Source organism: Pseudomonas alkylphenolica, assembly GCF_004025535.1.
Taxonomy (GTDB): Bacteria; Pseudomonadota; Gammaproteobacteria; order Pseudomonadales; family Pseudomonadaceae; genus Aquipseudomonas; species Aquipseudomonas alkylphenolica_A.
On record NZ_QJRG01000044.1, the window covers coordinates 320569 to 344625 of the forward strand.

Here is a 24057-nt window from a genome sequence, read left to right on the forward strand (position 1 = left end):
CCGGGGTGCCGGAGAGTCCGCTTCTACGGGATCGCTGGGAGAAACGCAGGGCTTACTGAATCAGCCCGAATTCCTTGGCCAGGGCCTTGTAGTCGGCCACCTGTTTCTTCACATAGGTATCCAGCTCGACGCCGGTCATGGCAAACGGGAACAGCTCGCGCTGGTCACGCAGCTTGGCGAACTCTTCCGAGGCCAGCAGTTTGTCGAACGAGGCTTTCCACCAGTCGTACTCCTCATCGGTGACCTTCGGCCCCAGATAGAAGCCGCGTACCACCGGCCAGACAATGTCGTAACCCTGTTCCTTTGCGGTCGGAATGTTCTTCATTTCCGGCTCGTCCAGACGGTTTTCGGCGAACACCGCCAGCAAGCGCATGTCACCGCTCTGGATGTGCGGCATGGAGTCGGAGATGTCGGTACTGCCCACCTGGATATGGCCACCCAGCAACGCCGTGGCAATTTCACCACCACCTTCGAGGGCGACATACCGCAGGTCGCGCGGATTGATACCGGCGGCTTTGGCGATCAGAGCGGTTTGCATCCAGTCCTGGCTGCCGACGGTACCGCCGGAGCCGATCACCACTTTGCTCGGGTCCTTTTTCAGCGCGGCAACCAGATCATCGAGGGTTTTGTAGGGCGAATCGTTTTTCACTGCGATGGCGCCATAGCTGGTGCCGACTGCCGCCAGCCAGCGTACGGCGTTTTCGTCGAAGCGACCGAACTTGCCTTGGGCGAGGTTGAGCAACGAGCCGCTGGACCAGGCCACCAGGGTCCCGGCATCGGCCGGGCGCTGAGCCACCACGGCGTTGTAGGCGACGGCGCCAACACCACCAGGCATGTAGGTCACGCGCATGGGCTTGCTGAGGATCTTCTCGTTGACCAGGGCGCTTTGCACCAGTTTGCAGGTCAGGTCGAAGCCGCCACCGGGGGAGGCCGGGGCAATGCACTCAGGGCGTTTGGGTTCGCTCGCCAGGACGTTGCCGGCAAGCAGCAGGCAACTGGTGGCAAGGGCAATGCGGCGCAGTGAAAAGGTCATCGTCTATCTCCGTGAGCATTATTGTTATCGGGGATTACCACAGCGCAAGGCTGTAACTCACCAGCAGCCGCACTTCGTCCGCATCGCGGGTGAAGTTGGAGCGGAAAGTGGCGTTGCGCAGGCGCACGGCGACGTTTTTCAGGGCGCCACTTTGCACCACATATTTGAACTCGGTGTTGCGTTCCCACTCTTTGCCTTCACCACCATTGGCCAGGCTGACATTATCGCCGCTGATGTAGCGGGTCATGAAGGTCAGGCCGGGAATGCCCAGCGTGACGAAGTCAAAGTCGTAGCGGGTTTGCCAGGAACGTTCGTCTTTACCGGCGAAGTCGTTGATCTGCACGAAGTTGACCAGGTACGGGTCGGAGCCGTCGACGTAAGGGAAAGCGCTGTCGCCCGACATGTGCTGGTAACCGGCGCTGAGCTTGTGGCCCTTGAGGCCGTAGCTGAGCATGCCGTTGAGCGCGGTGTTATCGATCTTGCCGCCGCGTGCCTGGCCCTGGTCGTCGCTGAACGCCATGCGCAGGTCGGCGCCGAAGGTGCCCGGGCCCCAGGGCTGGCTGGCGATCATGCCGACAAAGTGCTGGCGATAGACATCGTCCAGTTGTGCCCAGTGGTAGCTGCCGGTGATTTTGTCGGTGAACTTGTAGTCCAGGCCTGCGAGGTCGAAGTGATTGCCGGCAACGGTGCCGAGAAAACGGCCGTTCTTGTTGTTAAGGGCAATGTCTTCCTTGTTGGTGTCGTCGCGGTCCTTGGCTTTTTCCAGGCGCCCGCCGGTAAAGGTCAGGTTCTTGATTTCGCCGGAAGTCAGCAGGCCGCCTTCGAAGGTCTGCGGCAGGATGCGGCCGTCGTTGGGCTGCAGGGTGGGCAATTCGGGAATCAGGGTGCCGACTTTCAGTTCAGTGGCGGAGATCTTCACCTTGCCGGTCAGGCCGAGCTTGGAGTACTCGTCGGCGGCGCGGCCATCGTCGTGGGTGGGCAGCAGGCCGGTCCCGGTGCGGTCGGGGCTGGAGTCGAGCTTGATGCCGAGCATTCCCAGGGCATCGAGGCCAAAGCCGACCGGGCCGTCGGTATAACCCGACTCGAAATTGAGCATGAAGCCCTGAGCCCATTCGTCACGCTTGGATTGCTGTGCGCTGGTACCGTCGCGAAAGTCGCGGTTGAAGTACATGTTACGGGTTTCGAAGCCGGCCTTGCTGTCATCGAAGAAGGCGGCCTGGCTAAGCGGGGCGACGCCGGCAAGCGCAAGGGCACTGGCAACTGCGGTCTGGCGGGAAGGTAAACGGCGGGTAGGCACACAGGCCTGTGGCTGCATGGACAGCATCGTGTTGAAACTCCGTTATTGTTCTTATTAGTTCGAACGTCGAGGTTCGGTTGTACGGCAAGCAGAGTGAGCCGTCAGGCGATGCTAGGGGCTGAACCTTTCGCTAACCTTTCAGCAGCTTTTCATTGTTACCAGGGCTTCACAGCTGATCTGTCAGCTGTACACTCCGCGCCATTGACTGCGACGTGACCGGGAGAAATCGATGCGTGTGCTGCTCGTCGAAGACCATCTGCAGCTGGCTGAAAGCGTGGCCCAGGCCCTGAAAAGCACCGGCCTGACCGTGGATGTACTGCACGATGGCGTGGCTGCCGATCTGGCCTTGTCCACCGAGGAATATGCCGTGGCGGTGCTCGATGTGGGCCTGCCGCGCATGGATGGCTTCGAGGTGCTGGCGCGCCTGCGCGCCCGGGGCAAGACCCTGCCGGTGCTGATGCTGACCGCGCGCAGCGACGTCAAGGACCGGGTCCATGGCCTGAATCTGGGCGCTGATGATTACCTGGCCAAACCCTTTGAACTCACCGAACTCGAGGCACGGGTCAAAGCCCTGTTGCGTCGTACCGTACTGGGCGGTGAACGCCAGCAGCGCTGCGGGCCGCTGGTGTACGACCTCGACACCCGGCGCTTTACCCTCGGTGACGAACTGCTGACCCTGACCTCCCGCGAACAGGCGGTGCTCGAAGCCCTGGTAGCGCGGCCCGGGCGGGTGATGAGCAAAGAGCAACTGGCCGCCCAGGTCTTTGGCCTGGATGAAGAAGCCAGCGCCGACGCCATCGAGATATACGTCCATCGTCTGCGCAAGAAACTGGATGGGCATGCCGTGGCCATTGTTACCTTCAGGGGGCTCGGGTACCTGCTTGAGCACCGCGATGCGTGACAGCGGCAGCCTGCGCGGGCGGCTGCTGTGGAACCTGGCGTTGCTGCTGGTGGTGTTGATGCTGGCCAGTGGCTTGAGTGCCTACTGGAACGGTCGTGAAGCGGCTGACACTGCCTATGATCGTACCTTGCTGGCATCGGCGCGTACCATTGCCGCGGGTTTGTCCCAGCGTGACGGCAGCCTCAGCGCCGATGTGCCTTATGTCGCGCTGGATACCTTTGCCTATGACAGTGCCGGGCGCATCTATTACCAGGTCAATGACATTCATCAGCGCCTGATCTCGGGCTACGAAAACCTCCCCGCACCGCCGCCTGGCACCCCGCGCACTGATGATTATCCGGCGCTGGCGCGCTTTTACAACGCCCGTTACCTGGGGCAGGACGTACGCGTGGTGAGCCTGCTCAAAGCGGTCACCGAACCGAACATGAACGGCATGGCCGAAATCCGCGTAGCCGAAACCGAAGAGGCGCGGGTGCGCATGGCGCGTGGCCTGATGGCCGATACCCTGTTGCGCCTGGGCATGCTGGCGCTCGGTGCACTGATGCTGGTGTGGTTTGCCGTCAGCGCCGCCTTGCGCCCGCTGGAGCGCTTGCGTAGCGCGGTGGAGGAGCGCCAGCTTGACGATTTGCGGGCCTTGCCGCTGATCGAGGTGCAGCGCGAACTGAGCCCGCTGGTGCGAGCCTTGAACCACTTCACTGAACGCCTGCGTGTGCAGTTCGAGCGCCAGGCGCAATTCATCGCCGAGGCCGCGCATGAGTTGCGCACGCCTCTGGCTGCGCTCAAGGCCCGGGTCGAGCTGGGCTTGCGTTCCAGCGAACCGCAGGTCTGGCGTGACACTCTGGAGTCTGCTGCGCAGGGCACCGACCGCCTGACCCACCTGGCCAACCAGCTGTTGTCACTGGCGCGGGTGGAGAACGGTGCACGGGCGATTGCCGAGGGTGGGGCGCAGTCGCTCGACCTGAGCCAGCTGGCCCGTGAACTGGGCATGGCGATGGCGCCGTTGGCCTACGCCCGAGGCGTGGCGCTGGCACTGGAAGCCGAAGCGCCGGTGCATGTGCGCGGCGAACCGACCTTGCTCAACGAGTTGCTCAGCAACCTGGTGGATAACGCCCTGGCGCATACACCCAAAGGCGGCAACGTGATTTTACGGGTCTACGCACCTTGCGTGCTGGAGGTCGAAGATGATGGCCCGGGTATTCCCGAAGCGGAACGCGAGCGGGTGTTCGAGCGCTTTTATCGGCGCAGTGCGCAGGGCACAGGCCTGGGGCTGGCGATTGTCGGCGAAATCTGCCGCGCCCATCTGGCACAGATCAGCCTGCACGATGGTGAGCGCGGCGGCCTCAAAGTACGGGTAAGCTTTTCGGTGGACGAGCGGAACGTTAATTAGCGGAACAAGGCGCGGGCGTTGAGCAGGTCGCACGCCTCGAGCTCGGTACCGGCCGGCAAGCCCAGGTGCTGGTAGGCGGGAAGGGTCGCCAGTGGTTGCAGCTTGCCAGTGGCATGGCTCAGGGCCCGGGCGATCTGGACGACGTCGACATAGTCGACCTGGTTGCTGCCGCGGTGAAGGTCAAGGACCTGTCCGGGCAGTTTGACCAGTTGTTCGGGGAATTCCCAGGTGCTGAGGATCTTGTCGCCCAACACCGGGTGAATCTGGTCGATCACATAGTTCAGGCAAACCGGATCGGAGAGCAGTTCGTTGTGCTCTTCGGCGTAGATCAGGATCGGCAGCACGCCGATCTGGTGAACCAGGCCGGCAAGGGCGCCCTGATCGGGTTTGAGCTGGGTGTAGCGCCGGCACAGTTCATAGCTGATACCCGCGACTTCCAGGCTGGAAGCCCAGACTTCGCGCATTTTCTTCTCAACGACGTCGGAGCGGGCATGGAAGATCTGCTCGATCACCAGGCCAATGGCCAGGTTGCAGCTGTAGTTGATGCCCAGGCGGGTAATGGCGGTCTGCAGGTCGGTGACTTCGACTGTGGCGCGCAGCAACGGGCTGTTCACCACTTTGATCAGGCGAGCCGACAGGGCAGCGTCGCGGCCGATGACTTTACTCAGGGCGCTGACGCTGATTTCGCTGTTCTCGGCGGCCTCGCGGATGCTCAGTGCCACCTCGGGCAAGGTCGGCAGCACCAGGTCATCGTTGTTGATGGCAGCCAGCAACTGGGTCTGGACCATCTCGGCCAGATTGTTCATCGTGATTCTCTAGCGTTATTCATTGAGAGCCCCGGCCTTCCAGGCACCGGGGCAGGGCTGGCTCAGCGCTGGATCTCGCGGTCGCGATCCAGTTCGTAAGGCAACGACAGCAGCTCCAGGCGCGGGCCATCGGGGCTGCCCACGTGCAGGTTGTTATCTGCAACGGCATCGGCGGTCAATACGGCCAGTAGTTCGCTGCCCTCGGCGTTGCGTGCCGACAGCACCACTTCACCTACCGAGGAGTTGTGGGTTGGCGAGAAAATTTCGGTGCCCGGTGCGGGCAGCTCTTGTCCTGCCAGGGCTGCGCGGTACTGACGACGTTTGAGTTTGCCCAGGTACTGCATGCGCGCGACAATTTCCTGACCGGTGTAGCAGCCTTTCTTGAAACTGACACCGCCCACTGCCTGCAGGTTGATCATCTGCGGGATGAACAGCTCGCGGGTTTGCGCCATGACCTGGCCAATGCCGGCGCGGATCTGCCCGAGCAACCAGTCGTTGAGGTCAGCCTGTGGCAACTGTTCAGCCAGTTGTGCCTTTATCTGTTCTGCCTGATCGGCAGCCACCCAGAGTTCGATCCGCCCAGGCGACACGGCAATTGCGATCAACCCGGCATGGCGCGTCATCGCGTCGGTTTGTGCCGGCACCTCAAGGCCCAGGGTCTGCAGCGCGGCTTCACCGCCGTGCACGCCAAAGCGCACCCAGGCGTTGCTCTCGTCGGTCAGCTTGGCTTTGGAGAACACTGCATATTTCTTCAGGTCCGCCAGTTGCGGTTCCAGCAGTTCGCGGGCCATCGCCAGCAAGTAGCCGTCGCCTTCCGGCAGGATGCGAAAGCTCGACTGCATGCGGCCCTTGACCATGCAGCGCGCGCCAAGGCTGCTGGTGCTGTCGCCCAGGTAGCTGATGTTGCAGGTCAGTTGGCCTTGCAGGAACTTGCCAGCGTCCGAGCCGCGGACGGCGAGGACGCCTTCGTGGGAAAGGGTGCAGAAAAAAGCGGATTCGGCCATGGGACATCGCAGGGTAGATAAGACTGGGGACCATGATAGAGCGCTGTCGTAAAAATAGGTAGTTGAGCTGGCCCCTCTGTCATTTTTTGCGCCGAACTACGGACCAACGTCGCGTGTTCCCCGGGCGCGGGCTCTGTATACTGTCGGCCTATTTTAGGAGGGCTCCATGGTCGAACAAATTGAACTCAACCGGCTCTTTTGGCATAGCCGCCGCGGCATGCTGGAGCTGGACGTGTTGCTGGTCCCTTTCAGCCAGGATGTCTACCCAACCCTGAGCCCGGAAGACCGCGAGCTCTACTGGCGCTTGCTCAGTTGCGAAGACCAGGACATGTTTGGCTGGTTCATGGAGCGCAGCGAGTCGCCAGACCCCGAGCTGCAACGCATGGTTCGCATCATTCTGGATCGTGTCCAGCCCAAGTGATCGCTTCGAGTGCCGCTGGCATGGCTCTTCAAGCCTGCTGGCGGCCTACCTGGCGTGCCAGTTGCTGGCGATGCTGGGGCTGTGCGTGCTGCCGCTTGCCGGGTGGCTGCAGGTAGCAGGCATTCTCATGTGTCTGGTGCACGCTGGCTGGATGATTCCCCGGCGCATTCTGCTCAGCCATCCCCAGGCTATCAGTGGCTTGCGACGTGCCCCTGACGGCTGGCACCTGTTCAGCCCTGCCAAGGGCTGGCAAGCGGTGCAGCTGCGCCCCGACAGCCTGGCTTTGCCGGGCCTGATCGTGCTGCGTTACCGCCGCAAGGGCAGCTATTGGACGCAAGGGTTGTGCGTTGCCGCTGACGCGCTGGAGCCGGTGCAGCACCGGCGCCTGCGCGTGCGCCTGAAGTTCAGTCGGCGTAGGTGGGCGGCTGCAGGATAGTGTCGCGTGCCTCGGCGAGCATCCCCGGGTAGTCCAGGGTGTAGTGCAGGCCGCGGCTTTCCTTGCGCTGCATGGCTGAGCGAATCATCAATTCGGCAACCTGGGCCAGGTTGCGCAGTTCGATCAGGTCACGGCTGACCTTGTAGTTACTGTAGAACTCATCGATTTCATCCAGCAGCAGACGCACGCGGTGTTCGGCGCGTTGCAGGCGTTTGCTGGTGCGCACGATCCCGACATAGTCCCACATGAAGCGCCGCAGTTCGTCCCAGTTGTGCGCAATGATCACGTCTTCGTCCGAGTCGGTGACCTGGCTGGCATCCCAGCAGGGCAGGGCGCGTGGCATGCTGATCTGGTCAAGGTGCGCCTCGATGTCGGCAGCAGCAGCACGGCCGTAGACGAAGCACTCCAGCAGCGAGTTGCTGGCCATGCGGTTGGCGCCGTGCAGGCCGGTGAAACTGGTTTCACCAATGGCATAGAGCCCAGGCACGTCGGTGTGACCGCTGTCGTCCACCATCACCCCGCCGCAGGTGTAGTGCGCCGCTGGCACTACCGGGATCGGCTGGCGCGTGATGTCGATGCCGTAAGCCAGGCAGCGTTCATAGACGGTCGGGAAGTGAGTCTTGATGAAATCGTCAGACTTGTGGCTGATGTCCAGGTAGACGCAGTCCACGCCGAGTCGTTTCATCTCGTGGTCGATGGCCCGGGCGACGATATCGCGCGGCGCCAGTTCTTCGCGCGGGTCAAAGCGCGGCATGAAGCGCTCGCCGTTGGGCAGGCGCAACAAGGCCCCTTCACCGCGCAGTGCTTCGGTAATCAGAAAACTCTTGGCTTGCGGGTGGTACAGGCAGGTGGGATGAAACTGGTTGAATTCCAGGTTGGCCACCCGGCAGCCGGCCCGCCAGGCCATGGCAATGCCGTCGCCGCAGGCGCCGTCGGGGTTGCTGGTATACAGGTAGACCTTGGCGGCCCCGCCGGTGGCGAGCACGGTGAAGCGTGCGCCATAGGTATCGACTTCGCCGGTATTGCGATTCAACACGTAGGCGCCCAGGCAGCGGTCGCCGTCCTGGCCCAGGCGCCGCTCGGTGATCAGGTCAACGGCGACGCGCTGTTCCAGCAGTTCGATGTTCGGACGTTGGCGTGCCTGGGCCAGCAGCGTAGTGAAGATCGCCGCCCCCGTGGCGTCGGCAGCATGAATGATGCGCCGATGGCTGTGGCCGCCTTCGCGGGTCAGATGGAATTCGAAGCCACCGTCGTCGACACGGGCGTGTTCATCGCGGGTGAAGGGTACGCCCTGGTCAATCAGCCACTGGATCGCTTCGCGGCTGTGTTCTACGGTGAAGCGCACGGCGTCTTCGTGGCACAGGCCGCCACCGGCGTTGAGGGTGTCGTCGACGTGGGATTGCACCGTGTCGGTGTCGTCGAGCACCGCAGCGACGCCGCCCTGGGCCCAGTAAGTCGAACCGTTGGCAAGATCGCCCTTGCTGAGCACGGCAATGCGCAGGTGACTCGGAAGGTTCAGCGCCAGGCTCAGACCGGCGGCACCGCTGCCGATCACGAGGACATCATGTTGGAGTTGTTGGCTCATGTCAGGACACTAGTATCTGAAGGGGGGGATCGGCACAATAGTCAGGCGCAGATGGCATTGTGAAACTATCGTGAATCTGGACCGGCTGCCTTTATAGCAGTCTCAAGGCCCTGATTTCCAATGGCGCTTATGCGGGGCAGGCGCTGCTGTGGGAACTTTCCATGCTGTGTGGATATCCATAGTAGGCTGACCGCCCGCCACAATACCGCGGCGACGCAGGGCAGTGACCCGTAACAGGGCCTTGCCGGCGTATTCGAGACCCGATTATCGACGCAGCCGGCCGTGACCGCGCTGCGTTTTTCGTGCGAGCCGACCAAGGGCCGCAGGAAACTTGCTTGAAGGGGAGAACTTTTGCGAAAAGCCCGAGTCTATGGTTGCAAGCCTGAACGATGCTTCTCGTACGGCTCCTTCGAGTTCACTGAGGAGTGTTCATGCTAACCCAGGAAGAGGATCAGCAGCTTGTCGAGCGCGTGCAGCGTGGCGACAGGCGAGCGTTTGATCTGTTGGTGCTGAAGTATCAGCACAAGATTCTCGGGTTGATCGTGCGTTTCGTACACGACACCCATGAAGCCCAGGATGTTGCGCAGGAAGCTTTCATCAAAGCTTATCGTGCGCTGGGTAATTTTCGCGGAGACAGTGCCTTCTATACCTGGCTGTACCGCATTGCCATCAACACGGCAAAGAACTATCTGGTGTCCCGCGGACGGCGGCCACCGGACAGCGATGTAAGTTCCGAGGATGCGGAATTTTACGACGGCGATCATGGCCTCAAGGATCTGGAGTCCCCCGAGCGTGCGTTGTTGCGAGATGAGATCGAAGGCACCGTCCATCGGACCATTCAGCAACTGCCAGAAGATTTACGTACGGCGTTAACTTTACGTGAATTTGACGGTCTGAGTTACGAGGACATTGCGAGCGTCATGCAGTGTCCGGTGGGTACCGTGCGCTCTCGAATTTTCCGCGCTCGGGAGGCCATAGACAAAGCCCTGCAGCCGTTGTTGCAGGAAACCTGAGACAGCGGCGACAGCCAAGAGAGGAACCGCCATGAGTCGTGAAGCTTTGCAGGAATCGCTGTCCGCGGTGATGGATAACGAAGCGGACGAACTGGAATTACGTCGGGTGTTGAACGCCGTCGATGATGCCGAAACCCGTGCTACCTGGTCTCGTTACCAGATTGCCCGTGCGGCCATGCACAAGGAACTGGTGCTGCCAAAACTGGATATCGCCTCTGCGGTGTCTGCCGCGCTGGCTGATGAAGCAGCGCCGGTCAAGGTCAACCGTGGTCCGTGGCGTAGCCTGGGTCGTCTGGCCGTGGCGGCTTCGGTAACCGTTGCGGTGCTGGCGGGTGTGCGCCTGTACAACCAGGACGAAATCAGCGGCGTGCAGTTGGCTGCCCAGCAACCTGCCCAGCAGGGACTGAGTGTGCCACAGGTTCAAGGCCCCGCTGTGTTGGCAGGCTATAGTGAGAGTGCAGAGCAGCCAGGGCCAATGGCCAATGGCGTGCTGCAAGGGCAATCCGGCTGGCACGACCAGCGTCTGCCCGGCTATCTGCGCCAGCATGCTCAGGAAGCAGCACTCAAGGGTACCGAGAGCGCTCTGCCTTATGCCCGCGCGGCCAGCCTGGAAAACCGTTAAGTAAGGAGGATCATGCGCGCGCTACCTCTTATACCGCTGTTGCTGGGAGGCTGGCTGATACTGCCGGCCCATGCGGCCAACTCCTCACCGGAGGCGGGCGACTGGCTGAAGAAGCTGGCGCAGGCCGAGCAACAGCAGAGCTATCAGGGTACTTTCGTTTACGAGCGTAACGGCAGCTTCTCCACCCACGATATCTGGCATCGCGTCCAGGATGGCAAGGTCAGCGAGCGGCTTTTGCAGCTCGATGGCTCGGCCCAGGAAGTCGTGCGTGTCGACGGGCATACCCAGTGCGTAAGCGGAGCCTTGGTGTCTGGTGTGACCAATCCACCAGAGTCCACGGCGCGAGTGCTTGATCCCCTCAAGCTGATGAGTTGGTACGACCTCGGCATTGCCGGCAGGTCGCGGGTGGCGGACCGTGAAGCGGTTATCGTCACCCTCAGTCCCCGTGACCAGCACCGCTATGCCTTCGAGTTGCACCTGGACCGCAAGACCGGGCTGCCGCTGAAGTCATTGATGCTCGACGACAAGGGGCGGTTGCTGGAGCGCTTTCAGTTCACCCGGCTGAACACCGCGCAAGCGCCGACCGATGACGAGCTCAAGGCAAGTGAACTGTGCAAGCCGGTCACCCTGGTCGCGTCCCAGGCCAAGCAGCCGGTGACAGCCTGGCGCTCAGAGTGGTTGCCTGCAGGTTTTGAACTGGTCGACAGCTCGGTGCGCAAGGACCCTCAAGGCAAGAACGTTGTCAGCAGTTTGATGTTTGACGATGGCCTGGCACGGTTCTCGGTATTTGTCGAAGCCCTGGACGGTGGCTCGGCGGTCGATATTCGCACGCAGCTGGGGCCGACCGTAGCGGTCTCCCGGCGCTTGACCACACCCAAAGGTGAAGTGATGGTCACCGTAGTCGGCGAAATTCCGATCGGCACCGCGGAGCGGATTGCCTTGTCCATGCGATCCCAGGATGCCCAGGCACAAAAATGACGGGTAACTATCCTGTTTATCGGTCGAGGGTGCCTTGGCTGACATGATTGGCAAGCTTTGCAGTTTGCAAAAACTTCAGATTTTTTCTATAGGTCAGTCCTTTCGGGGACTGGCCTTTCCTGCGTTTGCAGGGCCCTACTGCTAACCACGCTCGATGTGACGGGAGCCGTATGTCAATACCACGCTTGAAAACCTACCTATCGTTGTTCGCCGCCGTGCTCATGCTCGGTCAGGTGGTCACCGCCCAGGCTGAAGCCCTGCCGGACTTCACCACCCTGGTCGAGCAGGCCTCGCCTGCCGTGGTGAACATCAGTACCAAGCAGAAGCTGCCGGACCGCAAGTACGCCGCCGGTCAGATGCCTGATCTGGAAGGCCTGCCGCCGATGTTTCGCGAATTCTTCGAACGCAATATGCCGCAAGCGCCGCGTTCGCCGCGCGGTGACCGCCAGCGTGAAGCGCAGTCGCTGGGATCGGGCTTCATCATCTCCAGTGACGGCTATGTGCTGACCAATAACCACGTGGTCGCCGATGCCGACGAAATCATCGTCCGTCTGTCCGATCGCAGCGAACTGCAGGCCAAGCTGGTCGGCACTGATCCTCGCACTGACGTTGCGTTGCTCAAGGTTGACGGCAAGAACCTGCCGACCGTCAAGCTGGGCGACTCCGAGAAGCTCAAGGTCGGAGAGTGGGTGCTGGCCATTGGTTCGCCGTTCGGTTTCGACCATTCGGTGACCAAAGGTATCGTCAGCGCCAAGGGTCGTACCTTGCCGAACGACACCTATGTGCCGTTCATCCAGACCGACGTGGCCATCAACCCGGGTAACTCGGGCGGCCCGCTGTTCAACATGAACGGTGAAGTGGTGGGGATCAACTCGCAGATCTTTACCCGCTCCGGCGGCTTCATGGGGCTGTCGTTCGCCATCCCGATCGACGTCGCCCTGGATGTTTCCAACCAGCTGAAGAAAGACGGCAAGGTCAGCCGCGGCTGGCTGGGTGTGGTGATTCAGGAGGTCAACAAGGACCTGGCTGAATCCTTCGGTCTCGACAAGCCGGCTGGCGCCCTGGTGGCCCAGGTCCTGGAAGACGGCCCGGCGGCGAAGGGCGGCCTGCAAGTGGGTGACGTGATTCTGAGCATGAACGGTCAGCCGATTGTCATGTCTGCCGACCTGCCGCACCTGGTTGGCAGCCTGAAAGACGGCGCCAAGGCCAAGCTGGAGATCATCCGCAACGGCAAGCGCCAGAACCTTGATGTTACGGTCGGCGCCTTGCCGGATGACAATGCCGAACTCGCCGATGCCGCCAGCGGTGGCGTCGAGCGCAGCAGCAACCGTCTGGGGGTGTCGGTGTCCGACCTGACCGCCGAGCAGAAGAAAACCCTGGAGCTCAAGGGCGGCGTGGTCATCAAGGAAGTCCAGGACGGTCCTGCGGCGCTTATTGGCCTGCGTCCGGGCGATGTCATCAGCCACCTGAACAACCAGGCGATTGCCTCGGCGAAAGAGTTCACCGAAATCGCCAAGGAACTGCCGAAAAACCGTTCGGTGTCGATGCGCGTGCTGCGTCAGGGGCGCGCAAGCTTCATTACCTTCAAGCTGGCTGAGTAAGCAGCGCGGTACAGGGGAGGGCAGCGCAAGCTGCCCTTTTTTGTGCCTGAACGGTCACCCGGGGTTGGACGCTGGCATTCCTTGTCACCACAGTTCACGTGACGCCAAGGTCAGGCTTCAGGTACAATTCCCGGCTATTTTTCGGTGGGCGTCCGGCCCGCAGCCTTTTTGAGTGTTGACCCGTGAGTGATTTGAGTCATATCCGCAATTTCTCCATCATCGCCCACATTGACCATGGCAAGTCGACCCTGGCGGACCGTTTCATCCAGATGTGTGGCGGCCTGTCTGCCCGCGAGATGGAGGCCCAGGTACTCGACTCCATGGACCTGGAGCGTGAGCGCGGTATCACCATCAAGGCCCACAGTGTCACCTTGCATTACAAGGCAAACGATGGCGTCACCTATCAGCTGAACTTCATTGACACCCCGGGCCATGTTGACTTCACCTACGAAGTCAGCCGTTCGCTGGCGGCGTGTGAAGGCGCGCTGCTGGTGGTAGACGCCGGCCAGGGCGTTGAAGCCCAGTCGGTTGCCAACTGCTACACCGCCATCGAGCAGGGCCTGGAGGTTATGCCGGTCCTTAACAAGATGGACCTGCCTCAAGCCGATCCGGACAAGGTCAAAGACGAGATCGAGAAGATCATCGGTATCGATGCGACCGACGCCGTGGCCTGTAGCGCCAAGAGCGGCATGGGCGTGGACGAGGTGCTCGAGCGCCTGGTGCACACCATTCCTGCGCCAACCGGCGACATCGAGGCGCCACTGCAGGCGTTGATCATTGACTCCTGGTTCGACAACTACCTGGGCGTTGTCTCCCTGGTGCGCGTGCGTCATGGCCGCGTGAAGAAGGGCGACAAGATCCTGGTCAAGTCCACCGGTAAAGTCCACCTGGTCGACAGCGTTGGTGTGTTCACCCCGAAACACACGCAAACCGCTGATCTGAAAGCCGGTGAAGTAGGCTTTATCATTGCCAGCATCAAGGACATTCACGGTGCACCGGTCGGTGACACCCTGACCCTGAGCAGCACCCCTGAAGTTGACGTGCTGCCTGGTTTCAAACGCATTCAGCCACAAGTTTATGCCGGTCTGTTCCCTGTCAGTTCCGACGATTTCGAAGATTTTCGTGATGCGTTGCAGAAACTGACCCTGAACGATTCGTCGCTGCAGTACCTGCCCGAGAGCTCCGACGCACTGGGCTTCGGCTTCCGTTGCGGTTTCCTCGGCATGCTGCACATGGAGATCATCCAGGAGCGCCTGGAGCGCGAATACGACCTGGACCTGATCACCACCGCGCCAAGCGTAATCTTCGAGGTCAAACTCAAGACCGGCGAGACCATCTACGTCGACAACCCGTCGAAGCTGCCGGATGTGTCCTCGGTTGAAGACTTCCGCGAACCGATCGTCGCCGCGACCATCCTTGTGCCTCAGGAGCACCTGGGTAACGTCATTACCCTGTGCATCGAGAAGCGTGGCGTCCAGCGCGACATGCAGTTCCTCGGCTCGCAGGTGCAAGTGCGCTACGACCTGCCGATGAACGAAGTGGTACTCGACTTCTTCGACCGCCTCAAGTCCACCAGCCGTGGCTACGCGTCGCTCGACTACCATTTCGACCGCTACCAGTCGGCCAACCTGGTCAAGCTCGATGTACTGATCAACGGTGACAAGGTCGACGCCCTGGCGCTGATCGTGCACCGCGACAATGCGCACTACAAGGGCCGCGCATTGACCGAGAAGATGAAGGAACTGATTCCTCGGCAGATGTTCGACGTTGCAATCCAGGCCGCCATCGGCGGGCAGATTGTTGCGCGTACGACTGTCAAGGCGCTCAGAAAGAACGTACTGGCCAAATGCTACGGTGGTGACGTGAGCCGTAAGCGCAAGCTGTTGGAGAAGCAGAAGGCCGGTAAGAAACGCATGAAACAGGTCGGCAACGTGGAAATCCCACAAGAAGCCTTCCTCGCCGTGCTCAGGTTGGAATAATTAGATCCTATGTCGCTAAATTTCCCGCTGTTGCTAGTCATCGCCGTAGCCGTCTGCGGTCTGTTGGCCCTGGTCGATCTGCTGTTCCTGGCACCGCGCCGGCGTACGGCAATCGCCAACTATCAGGGCAGCGTCAGCCAGCCAGAAATGGCTGTGGTCGAGCGGTTGAACAAGGAGCCGTTGCTGGTTGAGTACGGCAAGTCGTTCTTTCCGGTGCTGTTCATCGTGCTGGTATTGCGTTCGTTCCTGATCGAGCCTTTCCAGATCCCCTCGGGATCGATGAAGCCGACCCTGGAAGTGGGCGATTTCATCCTGGTGAACAAGTTCTCCTATGGCATCCGCCTGCCAGTGATCGACAAGAAAGTCATCGAAGTCGGTGACCCACAGCGTGGCGATGTCATGGTGTTCCGCTATCCGAGCGACCCGAACGTCAACTACATCAAACGTGTAGTCGGCTTGCCGGGCGACCAGATTCGCTACACCAACGACAAGAAGCTGTTCGTCAACGGTCAGCCGATTGCCGAGCAACTGGTGGGCAGCGAGCCGGGTACCTTGGGTAGTGCGCAGCTGTACAAAGAAAAGCTGGGCGAAGCCGAACACCTGATCCGCAAGGAAATGAGCCGTTACCGCATGCCGCCTGACCAGCAATGGACAGTGCCGGCCGGCCATTACTTCATGATGGGTGACAACCGTGACAACTCCAATGACAGCCGTTTCTGGGATGATCCCAATATTCCCAAGGCGCTGCATGGCATGGTTCCGGACCAGAACATAGTCGGCAAGGCCTTCGCGGTCTGGATGAGCTGGCCAGAGCCAAAACTCAGCCACTTCCCGAACCTTTCGCGGGTTGGCCTGATCAAGTAACACCACAACGGCGCTGTCCTGGGACAGCGCCGAATGCATTTCTGGCATAGGCTGTGTGCAGGGGATCGATGATCCGCCTGGACCGCCGACACCGGTGAGCATGAGCCAAATAGTCTTTCAGGATGTTGATTTGAACAAAGTGTTGAATACCGGCCACGAACTGCGCGTGGGTACACTGTGAGCGTTTCCTTGAACCGCCTCGAGCGCCAGCTCGGTTACACCTTCAAGAACCAGGAGCTGATGCTGCTGGCCCTGACGCACCGCAGTTTTGCCGGGCGCAATAACGAACGCCTCGAGTTTCTCGGCGATGCGATCCTCAACTTCGTCGCCGGCGAAGCGCTGTTCGAGCGCTTCCCCCAGGCCCGCGAAGGCCAGCTGTCACGCTTGCGCGCGCGTCTGGTCAAGGGCGAGACCCTGGCCGTACTGGCGCGTGGTTTCGACCTGGGCGAGTACCTGCGTTTGGGTTCCGGTGAGCTGAAAAGCGGTGGCTTTCGCCGCGAGTCGATCCTGGCTGACGCCCTCGAGGCGCTGATCGGCGCGATCTACCTGGACTCGGACATGCAGACCGCCCGCGAGCGCGTGCTGGCCTGGCTGACCGGTGAGTTCGAGAGCCTGACGCTGGTCGATACCAACAAGGACCCGAAAACCCGTCTGCAGGAATTCCTACAGTCGCGGGCCTGCGATCTGCCGCGCTACGAAGTGGTGGATATTCAAGGTGAACCCCATTGCCGGACGTTTTTCGTCGAATGTGAAGTGACCCTTTTGACTGAAAAAAGCCGAGGGCAAGGCGTCAGCCGGCGTATCGCCGAGCAAGTCGCAGCCGCCGCAGCACTGATCGCCCTGGGCGTGGAGAATGGCAATGACTGATACGAATACCACCCGCTGCGGCTACGTCGCCATTGTCGGCCGTCCAAACGTTGGCAAGTCGACCTTGCTCAACCACATCCTCGGCCAGAAGCTGGCGATCACCTCGCGCAAGCCGCAGACCACCCGCCACAACATGCTCGGGATCAAGACCGAGGGTGATGTACAGGCGATCTACGTTGACACGCCCGGTATGCACAAGAGCAACGAAAAGGCGCTCAACCGCTACATGAACAAAACCGCCTCGGCCGCCCTCAAGGACGTCGATGTGGTGATCTTCGTGGTCGACCGCACCAAATGGACCGACGAAGACCAGCTGGTTCTGGAGCGTGTGCAGTACGTGCAGGGGCCGGTGATCCTGGCGATCAACAAGACCGACCGGATTGAAGAGAAAGCCGACCTGATCCCGCACCTGCAATGGCTGCAGGAGCAACTGCCGAACGCCGAGATCGTGCCGATCTCCGCACAGCAGGGGCACAACCTCGAAGCGCTGGAAAGCCTGATCGCCAAGCACCTGCCGGAAAACGATCACTTCTTCCCGGAAGACCAGATCACCGACCGCAGCAGCCGTTTCCTTGCCGCCGAACTGGTACGTGAAAAGATCATGCGCCAGCTCGGTGCAGAGCTGCCGTACCAGATCACCGTGGAAATCGAAGAGTTCAAGCAGCAGGGGAAAATCCTGCATATTCATGCGTTGATCCTCGTCGAACGTGACGGTCAGAAGAAGATCATCATTGGCGACAAGGGTGAGCGCATCAAGCGTATCGGCTCTGAAGCGCGCAAGGACATGGAAGTACTCTTCGACGCCAAGGTCATGCTCAACCTGTGGGTCAAGGTCAAGGGTGGCTGGTCCGACGACGAACGCGCCCTGCGTTCGCTGGGCTACGGCGACCTCTGATCGTCTCAGACCCGACAGCGTCCGCTGTCGGGTCAACTCTTTGCTGACGCGCGCTCATGGACATCCCAGAAGGCCTGCCGGCCTACGTGCTGCATAGCCGGGCCTACCGTGAAACCAGTGCGCTGGTTGACTTCCTCACCCCGCAAGGGCGCCTGCGCGCCGTGTTACGCCGTGCGCGGGGCAAAGGTGGCAGCCAGGCGCGGCCGTTTGTTCCGCTTGAAGTGGAATTCCGTGGTCGCGGCGAGCTGAAAACGGTTGGCCGTCTGGACAGCGTCGGGGTAGCGGCCTGGTTGCATGGTGATGCCCTGTTCAGCGGTCTGTACCTCAATGAACTGTTGATCCGTTTGCTGCCGGCCGAAGATCCGCAACCGGTGCTGTTCGAGCATTACGCTGCCACCTTGCAGGCGCTGGCCGCCGGGCGCGCGCTGGAACCGTTGCTACGAGCGTTCGAGTGGCGTTTGCTGGACGAGCTGGGGTATGCCTTTGCTCTGGACCAGGACATCAATGGCGAGCCGTTGCTCGTCGATGGCCTGTATCGTTTGCAGGTGGATGCCGGACTCGAACAGGTGTTCTTGCTGCAACCCGGTTTGTTCCGGGGCGCCGAGCTGATTGCCATGGCGGAGGCCGACTGGAGCGTGCCGGGCGCCCTGAGTGCGGCCAAGCGCCTGATGCGTCAAGCCCTGGCCGTTCACCTCGGTGGACGGCCACTGGTCAGTCGGGAACTGTTTCGCAAGCGCTGAGCTCGTCGTATGCTGTCAGGCTAAATCTTCTGGAGAGCCTTTTCGTGACTCAAAGCAACCGCATGCTGCTTGGCGTGAACATCGACCACGTAGCGACCTTGCGCCAGGCGCGCGGCACGCGTTACCCCGATCCGGTCAAGGCCGCACTGGACGCCGAAGAGGCGGGCGCCGACGGCATTACCGTGCACTTGCGTGAAGACCGCAGGCACATCCAGGAGCGCGACGTGCTGGTACTCAAGGACGTGCTGCAAACGCGCATGAACTTCGAAATGGGCGTCACCGAAGAAATGATGGCGTTCGCCGAGCGTATTCGTCCGGCGCACATCTGCCTGGTGCCGGAAACCCGTCAGGAACTGACCACCGAGGGTGGCCTGGACGTCGCCGGCCAGGAAGAGCGGATCAAGGCGGCTGTTGAACGCTTGTCGCGTATGGGCTCGGAAGTCTCGCTGTTCATCGATGCCGACGAGCGCCAGATCGAAGCGTCGCGCCGCGTCGGTGCGCCGGCCATCGAGCTGCACACCGGCCGTTATGCGGATGCCGAAACCCCTACAGAGGTAGCTGAGGAGCTCAAGCGGGTCGCCGATGGTGTGGCGTTTGGCCTGGCCCAGGGGCTGATCGTCAACGCTGGTCATGGCCTGCACTACCACAACGTTGAAGCCGTTGCCGCGATCAAGGGTATCAACGAGCTGAACATCGGCCACGCCTTGGTGGCCCATGCGCTGTTCGTCGGCTTCAAGTCGGCTGTGGCGGAAATGAAGGCACTGATCATGGCCGCCAGCCGTCATTGATCGGGCTGTTGCAGGAGCGGAAATATCCGCTCCTGCAGGCATCAAATCTTTGCAAATACCAGGCTGAATCGGGTCAGACCATTCAATTGGCTGCTCACCTCAACCCGCCCGCCATGCACGTCCATGATCGATTTCACGATCGCCAACCCCAATCCTGTACCGCCTTCCAGTCGAGAACGCCCCGAGCCTGCCCGATAGAAACGGTCGAACAGGTAAGGTAGATGTTCCGGCTCGATACCTGGCCCGTGGTTCTCGACCCACAGGCACAGTTCGTCGCCCCGGCGCTCGATGACAATATCGATCGGTTGCCCCTCAGGGCTGTGGCGAATGGCATTGCTGAGCATGTTGGACAACGCCCGCTGCACCATCAAGCGATCCGCCTGGACCATACCCCAGCCTTGCTGGCGCAGGGTTATGTCTTTCTGTTCGGCACTGAACTCGAACAGTTCGCTGACGCGCGCTACCTCATCGGCGAGTGCCACTGATTTGAGCGGCACCTGAGTCTGCGGCTGACTGACCTGGGCCAGAAACAGCATGTCATTGATGATCCGGTTGAGCCGGGTCAGCTCTTCGATGCTGGCCTCCAGTACGTCGCGGTATTGCTCCACCGGGCGTTCCCGGGACAGGGTCACTTGCGCCTTGCCCATCAGGTTGCCAATGGGCGTGCGCAGCTCATGGGCGAGGTCGTCGGAAAACTGCGAGAGTTGCTGCACGCCGCTGTCCAGGCGGTCGAGCATGATGTTGATGGCCTTGGCCAGGTCACTGAGTTCCAGGGGCAGGCCATCCACGGGAAGGCGCAGCGCCAGTTGCTGGGCGCTCACTTGCTCGGCAATCTGGCGAAACCGGCGCAGCGGCTTCAGGCCGCGTTGCACCAGCTTCCAGGCACCGACACCTATCAGCAGTAGCAACAGCGGCAGGGCCACCAGGGTCGAACGCAGGTAGGCCTGGAGCAAGCTGTGGTCATCGGCGCGGTTGACCGTGAGCAGCACACGCACTTCGCTGCCGTCCTGCAAGCGCATCAGCCGCGAGGCGGTCAGCAGATGGTTGCCATCGCTGTCGCGCCACGAGCTGAATGCCAGCTGCGCGGTCCCGGGGATCTGCATCAACGCCTGCGCATCCAGCCCCGGTCCAAGGGTCAGCAGGGCCGAATGGCGGCCGGTCAGGGCGATGACGCTCAGGCTCATGTTGTCATGCCCCATCACCACGTCCAGCAACGGGTGGGCGGAGGTTTGCAGGTCAGCCGATTTGAGGTCGATGCGCAGCCCGTGTTCAATCTGCGTCATCTTCGCGCCCAGGCTCTTGCGGGCGCGACTGTCCAGTTCATGGTCCAGGGCCAGCACTGCCAGGCACGCCAACAGCAACACCAGCGTGGCGCCCATCAAGGTGACGCTCAGGCCCAGGCGCAGGGAAAGCCTGCCCGGTTTCATTCGCGGCGCTCGAGCACGTAGCCAACGCCGCGCAGGGTGTGGATCAGCTTGTCGTCGAAGGGATCATCGATTTTGGCCCGCAAGCGACGGATGGAGACTTCAACCACATTGGTGTCGCAATCGAAGTTCATGTCCCAGACCAGCGAAATGATCTGTGTGCGCGACAGCACCTCGCCGCTCTGTCGCATCAGCAGGTGCAGCAGGGCAAACTCCTTGGCCGTCAGGTCGATGCGCTGGCCACCGCGGTAGGCACGGTGGCGACCCGGGTCCAGCTCCAGATCGGCGACTTTCAAGGTGCTCGGCTGCAGGTTCTGGTCGTTGCGGCGCAGCAGGCTGCGAATACGTGCGAGCAGTTCCGGGAATTCGAAAGGTTTGAGCAAGTAGTCGTCGGCGCCCAGGTCCAGGCCCTTGACCCGGTCCGAGAGGCGTCCGTGAGCGGTGAGCATCATGATGCGTGTGCTGGACTCGTCACGCAGGCGTTGCAGTACCGTCCAGCCGTCAAGCTCGGGCAGGTTGACGTCGAGAATGATCAGGTCGTAAGGCTGCTGGCGGGCGAGGTGCAAGCCGTCGGCTCCGCTGTGGGCACAATCGACTATGTAGCCGTTTTCGCTCAAGCCCTGGTGCAGGTAGTCGGCGGTGCGGAGCTCGTCCTCGATAATCAGTAAGCGCATGCAATGACTCGGTGGTGTAAAAAGCGGTGATTCTCGACCCTGAAGTAACTGCAGGGTCAAGGGCGGCAGGGCATCGAGCGGCGGATACTAAGGCATCTTTGCTGCCGCTGCGGCTGGATTACAGATTTGTAATCCTCGAGTCATCTTGAGGATAAACCCCGGTTACTACAGTGCGGGCTCCCAACAGGCGCAGGAGTCCGCCATGTTTCGCACCCTGGACAGGCCTGGCACCGGCCGCGTTCTGCTGACGCTGCTGATGCTCGCCGCACCTTCGCTGGCGTTGGCCCAAGGCCCCGTACTGACCCTCGACAACGCTTTGCAAAGCGCCCAGGCCAATAACCCCGAGCTGGCGGCTGCGCGGTGGGGTATTGATATTGCCGAAGGCGACCGGCGCCAGGCCGGCGTGCTGCCCAATCCCGAGTTGAGCTGGGAGGTGGAAGACACCCGCAATGGCTCGCAGACCACCACGGTCAGCGTGAGCCAGATGTTCGAGCTGGGCGGCAAGCGCGGGGCGCGCCTCAGCGTGGCGGGGCAGGATGCGCAATTGGCCGGGCTTGAACTTGAGCGCCAGCGCTATGCATTGCGGGCCGAAGTGATTGGCGCCTATCAGGCCGCGGTACAGGCCCAGGACGGTCTGCAACTGGCTCGACAGTCACTGGACCTGAGCGAGCGCGCCTTGCGCGTGGTGCAAGGGCGGGTAAAAGCCGGCAGTGCGTCGCCCGTGGAAGCGACCCGGGCGCAAGTGCAGCTGTCTGAGGTGCGCCTGGAGCTGGGGCGGGCCGAACAGGCACTGACCGTGACCTATCAGCAGTTGGCCGCAGCAACCGGTGCGCCGACAGCAACGTTCAGCCGGGTCGACGGTGTCGGCAGTGAAGACCCGGACCTGCCGAGCCGCACCCAACTGATGCAGCGCCTGGAGCAGACACCGGACATGCGCCTGGCCCGCGTGCAGATCGATCAACGCGATGCCGCCCTGGACCTGGCCCGTACGCAGCGGATTCCCGACCTGACCGTGAGTGTTGGCAGCCAGTACAGCGAGACCGAGCGTGAGCGCGTCAATGTCGTTGGCGTGTCGTTGCCCATTCCGTTGTTTGACCGCAACCAGGGCAACGTCCTGGCTGCTGCACGCCGTGCCGATCAGGCGCGTGACCAGCGCAACGGTGCCGAGTTGCGACTGCGCAGTGAAGTCATACAGGCCCTGGCCCAGTGGCGCACCGCCGCCCAGGAGGTCGAGGACTTCGACCGCTCGATCCTGCCGTCCGCGCAACAGGCTGTGGATGCTGCTACCCGTGGTTTCGAGCGCGGCAAATTCGCCTTTCTCGATGTGCTCGACGCTCAGCGAACCCTGGTTGCGGCTCGTCTGCAGTACCTCCAGGCCCAGGCCCAGCGCAGTGAAGCACGGGTGCGTCTGGAGCGAATTTTCGGCGATCTGAGCCTGGCCAGTCGTTGAGCCTGATCGACATTCCCCCGCTTTGATCGACGCCGCACACCGCGGCGCGTGCCAAGGAGACTGCATGAACAAGAAGTCCATAACCCTGCTGATCGCAGCCTTGTTGCTGGGCGTGGGACTCGGCGTGCTAATGGCACGTCAGGCCGCTCCTCAAGCGCCGATGGCAGCCGCCGCACATGATCATGCTGAAGAAGCTGATCACGAAGAGGAGGGGCACGGCGAGCATGGGCATGCCGACGCTGAATCGGGGCATGAAGAAGATGAGGGCGCCATTGTGCTTAGCCAGGAGCAGATTGATCTGGCTGGCATCGAGCTGGCATCGGCCGCACCACGGCAACTGCAGAATAATCTGTCGTTACCGGGCGAGATCCGCTTCGATGAAGACCGCACCGCACATATGGTGCCGCGCGCTGCCGGGGTGGTGGAGTCGGTGGCGGTAGTGCTTGGCCAGCAGGTCAAGGCCGGTGATGTGCTGGCGGTGATCGCCAGCCCGCAGATTTCCGAACAGCGCAGTGAACTGGCAGCCAGTCAGCGTCGGCTGGAACTGGCACGCAGCACCTATCAGCGGGAAAAGGACCTGTGGCAGGAGGGCATCTCCGCCGAGCAGGACTACTTGCAAGCCCGTCAGGCCCTGCAGGAGGCAGAAATTGCCCAGGCCAATGCCCGGCAGAAAATCAGCGCCCTGAGCGGCACCACGGTATTGGCGGGCGGTAACCGTTATGAACTGCGGGCGCCGTTTGCCGGGCAGATCGTCGAGAAGCACCTGGTGCCGGGCGAAGTGGTCAACGAAACCAGTGCCGCTTTCACCCTGTCCGATCTGTCTCGCGTGTGGGCAACCTTTGGCGTGGCGCCACGTGATCTGGGCAAGGTCCGCGCGGGGATGGCGGTGACCATTGTCGCCACCGAACTGGGCGAGCAGGTTGAAGGGCGAATCAGCCATGTCGGCAGCCTGCTGGGTGAGCAAACGCGAACCGCCAGCGTCCGTGTCACTCTCGATAACCCGCGTGGCGCGTGGCGCCCAGGGCTGTTCGTAGCGGTGCAGGTACCGAGCGACGCCGTTGCCGCCGTATTGGCGGTACCCGACCAGGCCATCCAGACCCTCGAAGAAAAGCCCACCGTGTTCGTGCGAACCGCCGAGGGCTTCAGTGCCCAGCCGGTCGAACTGGGCGCCAGTGCCAATGGTTACATCGAAATTCGCAAGGGCCTGCAAGCCGGCCAGCAAGTGGCCGCGCTGGGCAGCTTCGTCCTCAAGTCGGAGCTGGGCAAGGCCAGCGCCGAGCACGTCCACTGAC

Annotated in this window: 23 protein-coding genes; 16 read left to right on the forward strand and 7 right to left on the reverse strand. The window is 61.6% G+C overall.

What is annotated here, in order from left to right:
* Window positions 1-52: 52 nt before the first annotated feature.
* Window positions 53-1033, reverse strand: a complete 981-nt coding sequence (locus DM813_RS14240; protein WP_128324032.1) for a Bug family tripartite tricarboxylate transporter substrate binding protein — start codon at window positions 1031-1033, stop codon at window positions 53-55.
* A gap of 34 nt (window positions 1034-1067) precedes the next feature.
* Window positions 1068-2357, reverse strand: coding sequence for an OprD family porin (locus DM813_RS14245; RefSeq protein ID WP_128324033.1), 1290 nt, complete (start codon window positions 2355-2357; stop codon window positions 1068-1070).
* Window positions 2358-2559: 202 nt separating this feature from the next.
* On the opposite strand from DM813_RS14245, the gene DM813_RS14250 reads away from it, so the two are divergent.
* Window positions 2560-3231: a response regulator gene (locus tag DM813_RS14250; RefSeq protein WP_128324034.1), complete on the forward strand. Its 672-nt coding sequence runs from the start codon at window positions 2560-2562 to the stop codon at window positions 3229-3231.
* Complete coding sequence (locus DM813_RS14255; RefSeq protein WP_128324035.1) at window positions 3224-4618, forward strand: sensor histidine kinase; 1395 nt, start codon at window positions 3224-3226, stop codon at window positions 4616-4618. Before DM813_RS14250 ends, DM813_RS14255 begins: the two co-directional genes overlap by 8 nt.
* Here DM813_RS14255 and DM813_RS14260 read toward each other — a convergent pair.
* Window positions 4615-5424: an HDOD domain-containing protein gene (locus DM813_RS14260; protein WP_128324036.1), complete on the reverse strand. Its 810-nt coding sequence runs from the start codon at window positions 5422-5424 to the stop codon at window positions 4615-4617. The genes DM813_RS14255 and DM813_RS14260 overlap by 4 nt on opposite strands.
* A gap of 62 nt (window positions 5425-5486) precedes the next feature.
* Window positions 5487-6428 (reverse strand): YgfZ/GcvT domain-containing protein, encoded by a 942-nt coding sequence (locus DM813_RS14265; protein WP_128324037.1) that lies wholly within the window; start codon window positions 6426-6428, stop codon window positions 5487-5489.
* A 166-nt stretch (window positions 6429-6594) separates the two neighbouring features.
* Here DM813_RS14265 and DM813_RS14270 point away from each other — a divergent pair, with 166 nt between their 5' ends.
* Window positions 6595-6849, forward strand: a complete 255-nt coding sequence (locus tag DM813_RS14270; protein ID WP_128324038.1) for a succinate dehydrogenase assembly factor 2 — start codon at window positions 6595-6597, stop codon at window positions 6847-6849.
* A complete protein-coding gene (locus DM813_RS14275) occupies window positions 6833-7285 on the forward strand; it encodes a protein YgfX (RefSeq protein WP_128324039.1) in 453 nt (150 codons plus the stop codon). Before DM813_RS14270 ends, DM813_RS14275 begins: the two co-directional genes overlap by 17 nt.
* On the opposite strand, the gene nadB is transcribed toward DM813_RS14275, so the two are convergent.
* A complete protein-coding gene (gene nadB / locus DM813_RS14280; protein WP_128324040.1) occupies window positions 7254-8870 on the reverse strand; it encodes an L-aspartate oxidase in 1617 nt (538 codons plus the stop codon). The genes DM813_RS14275 and nadB overlap by 32 nt on opposite strands.
* Before the next feature lie 431 nt (window positions 8871-9301).
* Here nadB and rpoE point away from each other — a divergent pair, with 431 nt between their 5' ends.
* The 10 genes from rpoE (at window position 9302) to pdxJ (ending at window position 19217) form a co-directional block, all read left to right on the forward strand.
* On the forward strand, window positions 9302-9883 hold the full coding sequence (gene rpoE, locus DM813_RS14285) for an RNA polymerase sigma factor RpoE (RefSeq protein WP_010220971.1): 582 nt from the start codon (window positions 9302-9304) through the stop codon (window positions 9881-9883).
* A 31-nt stretch (window positions 9884-9914) separates the two neighbouring features.
* Window positions 9915-10505: a sigma-E factor negative regulatory protein gene (locus DM813_RS14290; RefSeq protein WP_128324041.1), complete on the forward strand. Its 591-nt coding sequence runs from the start codon at window positions 9915-9917 to the stop codon at window positions 10503-10505.
* Window positions 10506-10517: 12 nt separating this feature from the next.
* Complete coding sequence (locus DM813_RS14295; RefSeq protein ID WP_128324042.1) at window positions 10518-11483, forward strand: MucB/RseB C-terminal domain-containing protein; 966 nt, start codon at window positions 10518-10520, stop codon at window positions 11481-11483.
* A 221-nt stretch (window positions 11484-11704) separates the two neighbouring features.
* Entirely contained in the window at window positions 11705-13084 is a 1380-nt protein-coding gene (locus DM813_RS14300) for a DegQ family serine endoprotease (protein WP_431311972.1), read from the forward strand.
* 182 nt (window positions 13085-13266) lie between these two features.
* The gene (gene lepA / locus DM813_RS14305) at window positions 13267-15063 is read left to right on the forward strand and encodes a translation elongation factor 4 (RefSeq protein WP_128324044.1); all 1797 of its coding nucleotides are present in this window, start codon (window positions 13267-13269) and stop codon (window positions 15061-15063) included.
* Window positions 15064-15072: 9 nt separating this feature from the next.
* The gene (gene lepB / locus DM813_RS14310; RefSeq protein ID WP_128324045.1) at window positions 15073-15927 is read left to right on the forward strand and encodes a signal peptidase I; all 855 of its coding nucleotides are present in this window, start codon (window positions 15073-15075) and stop codon (window positions 15925-15927) included.
* A gap of 177 nt (window positions 15928-16104) precedes the next feature.
* The gene (rnc, locus tag DM813_RS14315; RefSeq protein WP_128324046.1) at window positions 16105-16794 is read left to right on the forward strand and encodes a ribonuclease III; all 690 of its coding nucleotides are present in this window, start codon (window positions 16105-16107) and stop codon (window positions 16792-16794) included.
* Window positions 16787-17689, forward strand: coding sequence for a GTPase Era (era, locus tag DM813_RS14320; protein WP_128324047.1), 903 nt, complete (start codon window positions 16787-16789; stop codon window positions 17687-17689). The genes rnc and era overlap by 8 nt, the downstream gene beginning before the upstream one ends.
* Before the next feature lie 56 nt (window positions 17690-17745).
* A complete protein-coding gene (recO, locus tag DM813_RS14325; protein WP_128324048.1) occupies window positions 17746-18429 on the forward strand; it encodes a DNA repair protein RecO in 684 nt (227 codons plus the stop codon).
* A 62-nt stretch (window positions 18430-18491) separates the two neighbouring features.
* The gene (pdxJ, locus tag DM813_RS14330; RefSeq protein ID WP_431311973.1) at window positions 18492-19217 is read left to right on the forward strand and encodes a pyridoxine 5'-phosphate synthase; all 726 of its coding nucleotides are present in this window, start codon (window positions 18492-18494) and stop codon (window positions 19215-19217) included.
* A gap of 41 nt (window positions 19218-19258) precedes the next feature.
* Here pdxJ and DM813_RS14335 read toward each other — a convergent pair whose 3' ends face one another.
* Window positions 19259-20644, reverse strand: coding sequence for a heavy metal sensor histidine kinase (locus tag DM813_RS14335; protein WP_128324050.1), 1386 nt, complete (start codon window positions 20642-20644; stop codon window positions 19259-19261).
* Complete coding sequence (locus DM813_RS14340) at window positions 20641-21315, reverse strand: heavy metal response regulator transcription factor (RefSeq protein WP_128324051.1); 675 nt, start codon at window positions 21313-21315, stop codon at window positions 20641-20643. Before DM813_RS14340 ends, DM813_RS14335 begins: the two co-directional genes overlap by 4 nt.
* Before the next feature lie 202 nt (window positions 21316-21517).
* Between DM813_RS14340 and DM813_RS14345 the strand changes: the two genes are divergently transcribed.
* Together DM813_RS14345 and DM813_RS14350 are read left to right on the forward strand one after the other, a co-directional pair.
* Window positions 21518-22765: a TolC family protein gene (locus DM813_RS14345; RefSeq protein ID WP_128324052.1), complete on the forward strand. Its 1248-nt coding sequence runs from the start codon at window positions 21518-21520 to the stop codon at window positions 22763-22765.
* Window positions 22766-22829: 64 nt separating this feature from the next.
* Window positions 22830-24056: an efflux RND transporter periplasmic adaptor subunit gene (locus DM813_RS14350; RefSeq protein ID WP_128324053.1), complete on the forward strand. Its 1227-nt coding sequence runs from the start codon at window positions 22830-22832 to the stop codon at window positions 24054-24056.
* Window position 24057: the final 1 nt, after the last annotated feature.

What these genes read in the sequence shown, in the direction of transcription:
- DM813_RS14240 (WP_128324032.1), bottom strand. Translation starts at nt 1,033, where the DNA reads ATGACCTTTTCACTGCGCCGCATTGCCCTTGCCACCAGTTGCCTGCTG.
- DM813_RS14245 (WP_128324033.1), bottom strand. Translation starts at nt 2,357, where the DNA reads ATGCTGTCCATGCAGCCACAGGCCTGTGTGCCTACCCGCCGTTTACCT.
- DM813_RS14250 (WP_128324034.1), top strand. Translation starts at nt 2,560, where the DNA reads ATGCGTGTGCTGCTCGTCGAAGACCATCTGCAGCTGGCTGAAAGCGTG.
- DM813_RS14255 (WP_128324035.1), top strand. Translation starts at nt 3,224, where the DNA reads ATGCGTGACAGCGGCAGCCTGCGCGGGCGGCTGCTGTGGAACCTGGCG.
- DM813_RS14260 (WP_128324036.1), bottom strand. Translation starts at nt 5,424, where the DNA reads ATGAACAATCTGGCCGAGATGGTCCAGACCCAGTTGCTGGCTGCCATC.
- DM813_RS14265 (WP_128324037.1), bottom strand. Translation starts at nt 6,428, where the DNA reads ATGGCCGAATCCGCTTTTTTCTGCACCCTTTCCCACGAAGGCGTCCTC.
- DM813_RS14270 (WP_128324038.1), top strand. Translation starts at nt 6,595, where the DNA reads ATGGTCGAACAAATTGAACTCAACCGGCTCTTTTGGCATAGCCGCCGC.
- nadB (WP_128324040.1), bottom strand. Translation starts at nt 8,870, where the DNA reads ATGAGCCAACAACTCCAACATGATGTCCTCGTGATCGGCAGCGGTGCC.
- rpoE (WP_010220971.1), top strand. Translation starts at nt 9,302, where the DNA reads ATGCTAACCCAGGAAGAGGATCAGCAGCTTGTCGAGCGCGTGCAGCGT.
- DM813_RS14290 (WP_128324041.1), top strand. Translation starts at nt 9,915, where the DNA reads ATGAGTCGTGAAGCTTTGCAGGAATCGCTGTCCGCGGTGATGGATAAC.
- DM813_RS14295 (WP_128324042.1), top strand. Translation starts at nt 10,518, where the DNA reads ATGCGCGCGCTACCTCTTATACCGCTGTTGCTGGGAGGCTGGCTGATA.
- DM813_RS14300 (WP_431311972.1), top strand. Translation starts at nt 11,705, where the DNA reads ATGCTCGGTCAGGTGGTCACCGCCCAGGCTGAAGCCCTGCCGGACTTC.
- lepB (WP_128324045.1), top strand. Translation starts at nt 15,073, where the DNA reads ATGTCGCTAAATTTCCCGCTGTTGCTAGTCATCGCCGTAGCCGTCTGC.
- era (WP_128324047.1), top strand. Translation starts at nt 16,787, where the DNA reads ATGACTGATACGAATACCACCCGCTGCGGCTACGTCGCCATTGTCGGC.
- recO (WP_128324048.1), top strand. Translation starts at nt 17,746, where the DNA reads ATGGACATCCCAGAAGGCCTGCCGGCCTACGTGCTGCATAGCCGGGCC.
- pdxJ (WP_431311973.1), top strand. Translation starts at nt 18,492, where the DNA reads ATGCTGCTTGGCGTGAACATCGACCACGTAGCGACCTTGCGCCAGGCG.
- DM813_RS14335 (WP_128324050.1), bottom strand. Translation starts at nt 20,644, where the DNA reads ATGAAACCGGGCAGGCTTTCCCTGCGCCTGGGCCTGAGCGTCACCTTG.
- DM813_RS14340 (WP_128324051.1), bottom strand. Translation starts at nt 21,315, where the DNA reads ATGCGCTTACTGATTATCGAGGACGAGCTCCGCACCGCCGACTACCTG.
- DM813_RS14345 (WP_128324052.1), top strand. Translation starts at nt 21,518, where the DNA reads ATGTTTCGCACCCTGGACAGGCCTGGCACCGGCCGCGTTCTGCTGACG.
- DM813_RS14350 (WP_128324053.1), top strand. Translation starts at nt 22,830, where the DNA reads ATGAACAAGAAGTCCATAACCCTGCTGATCGCAGCCTTGTTGCTGGGC.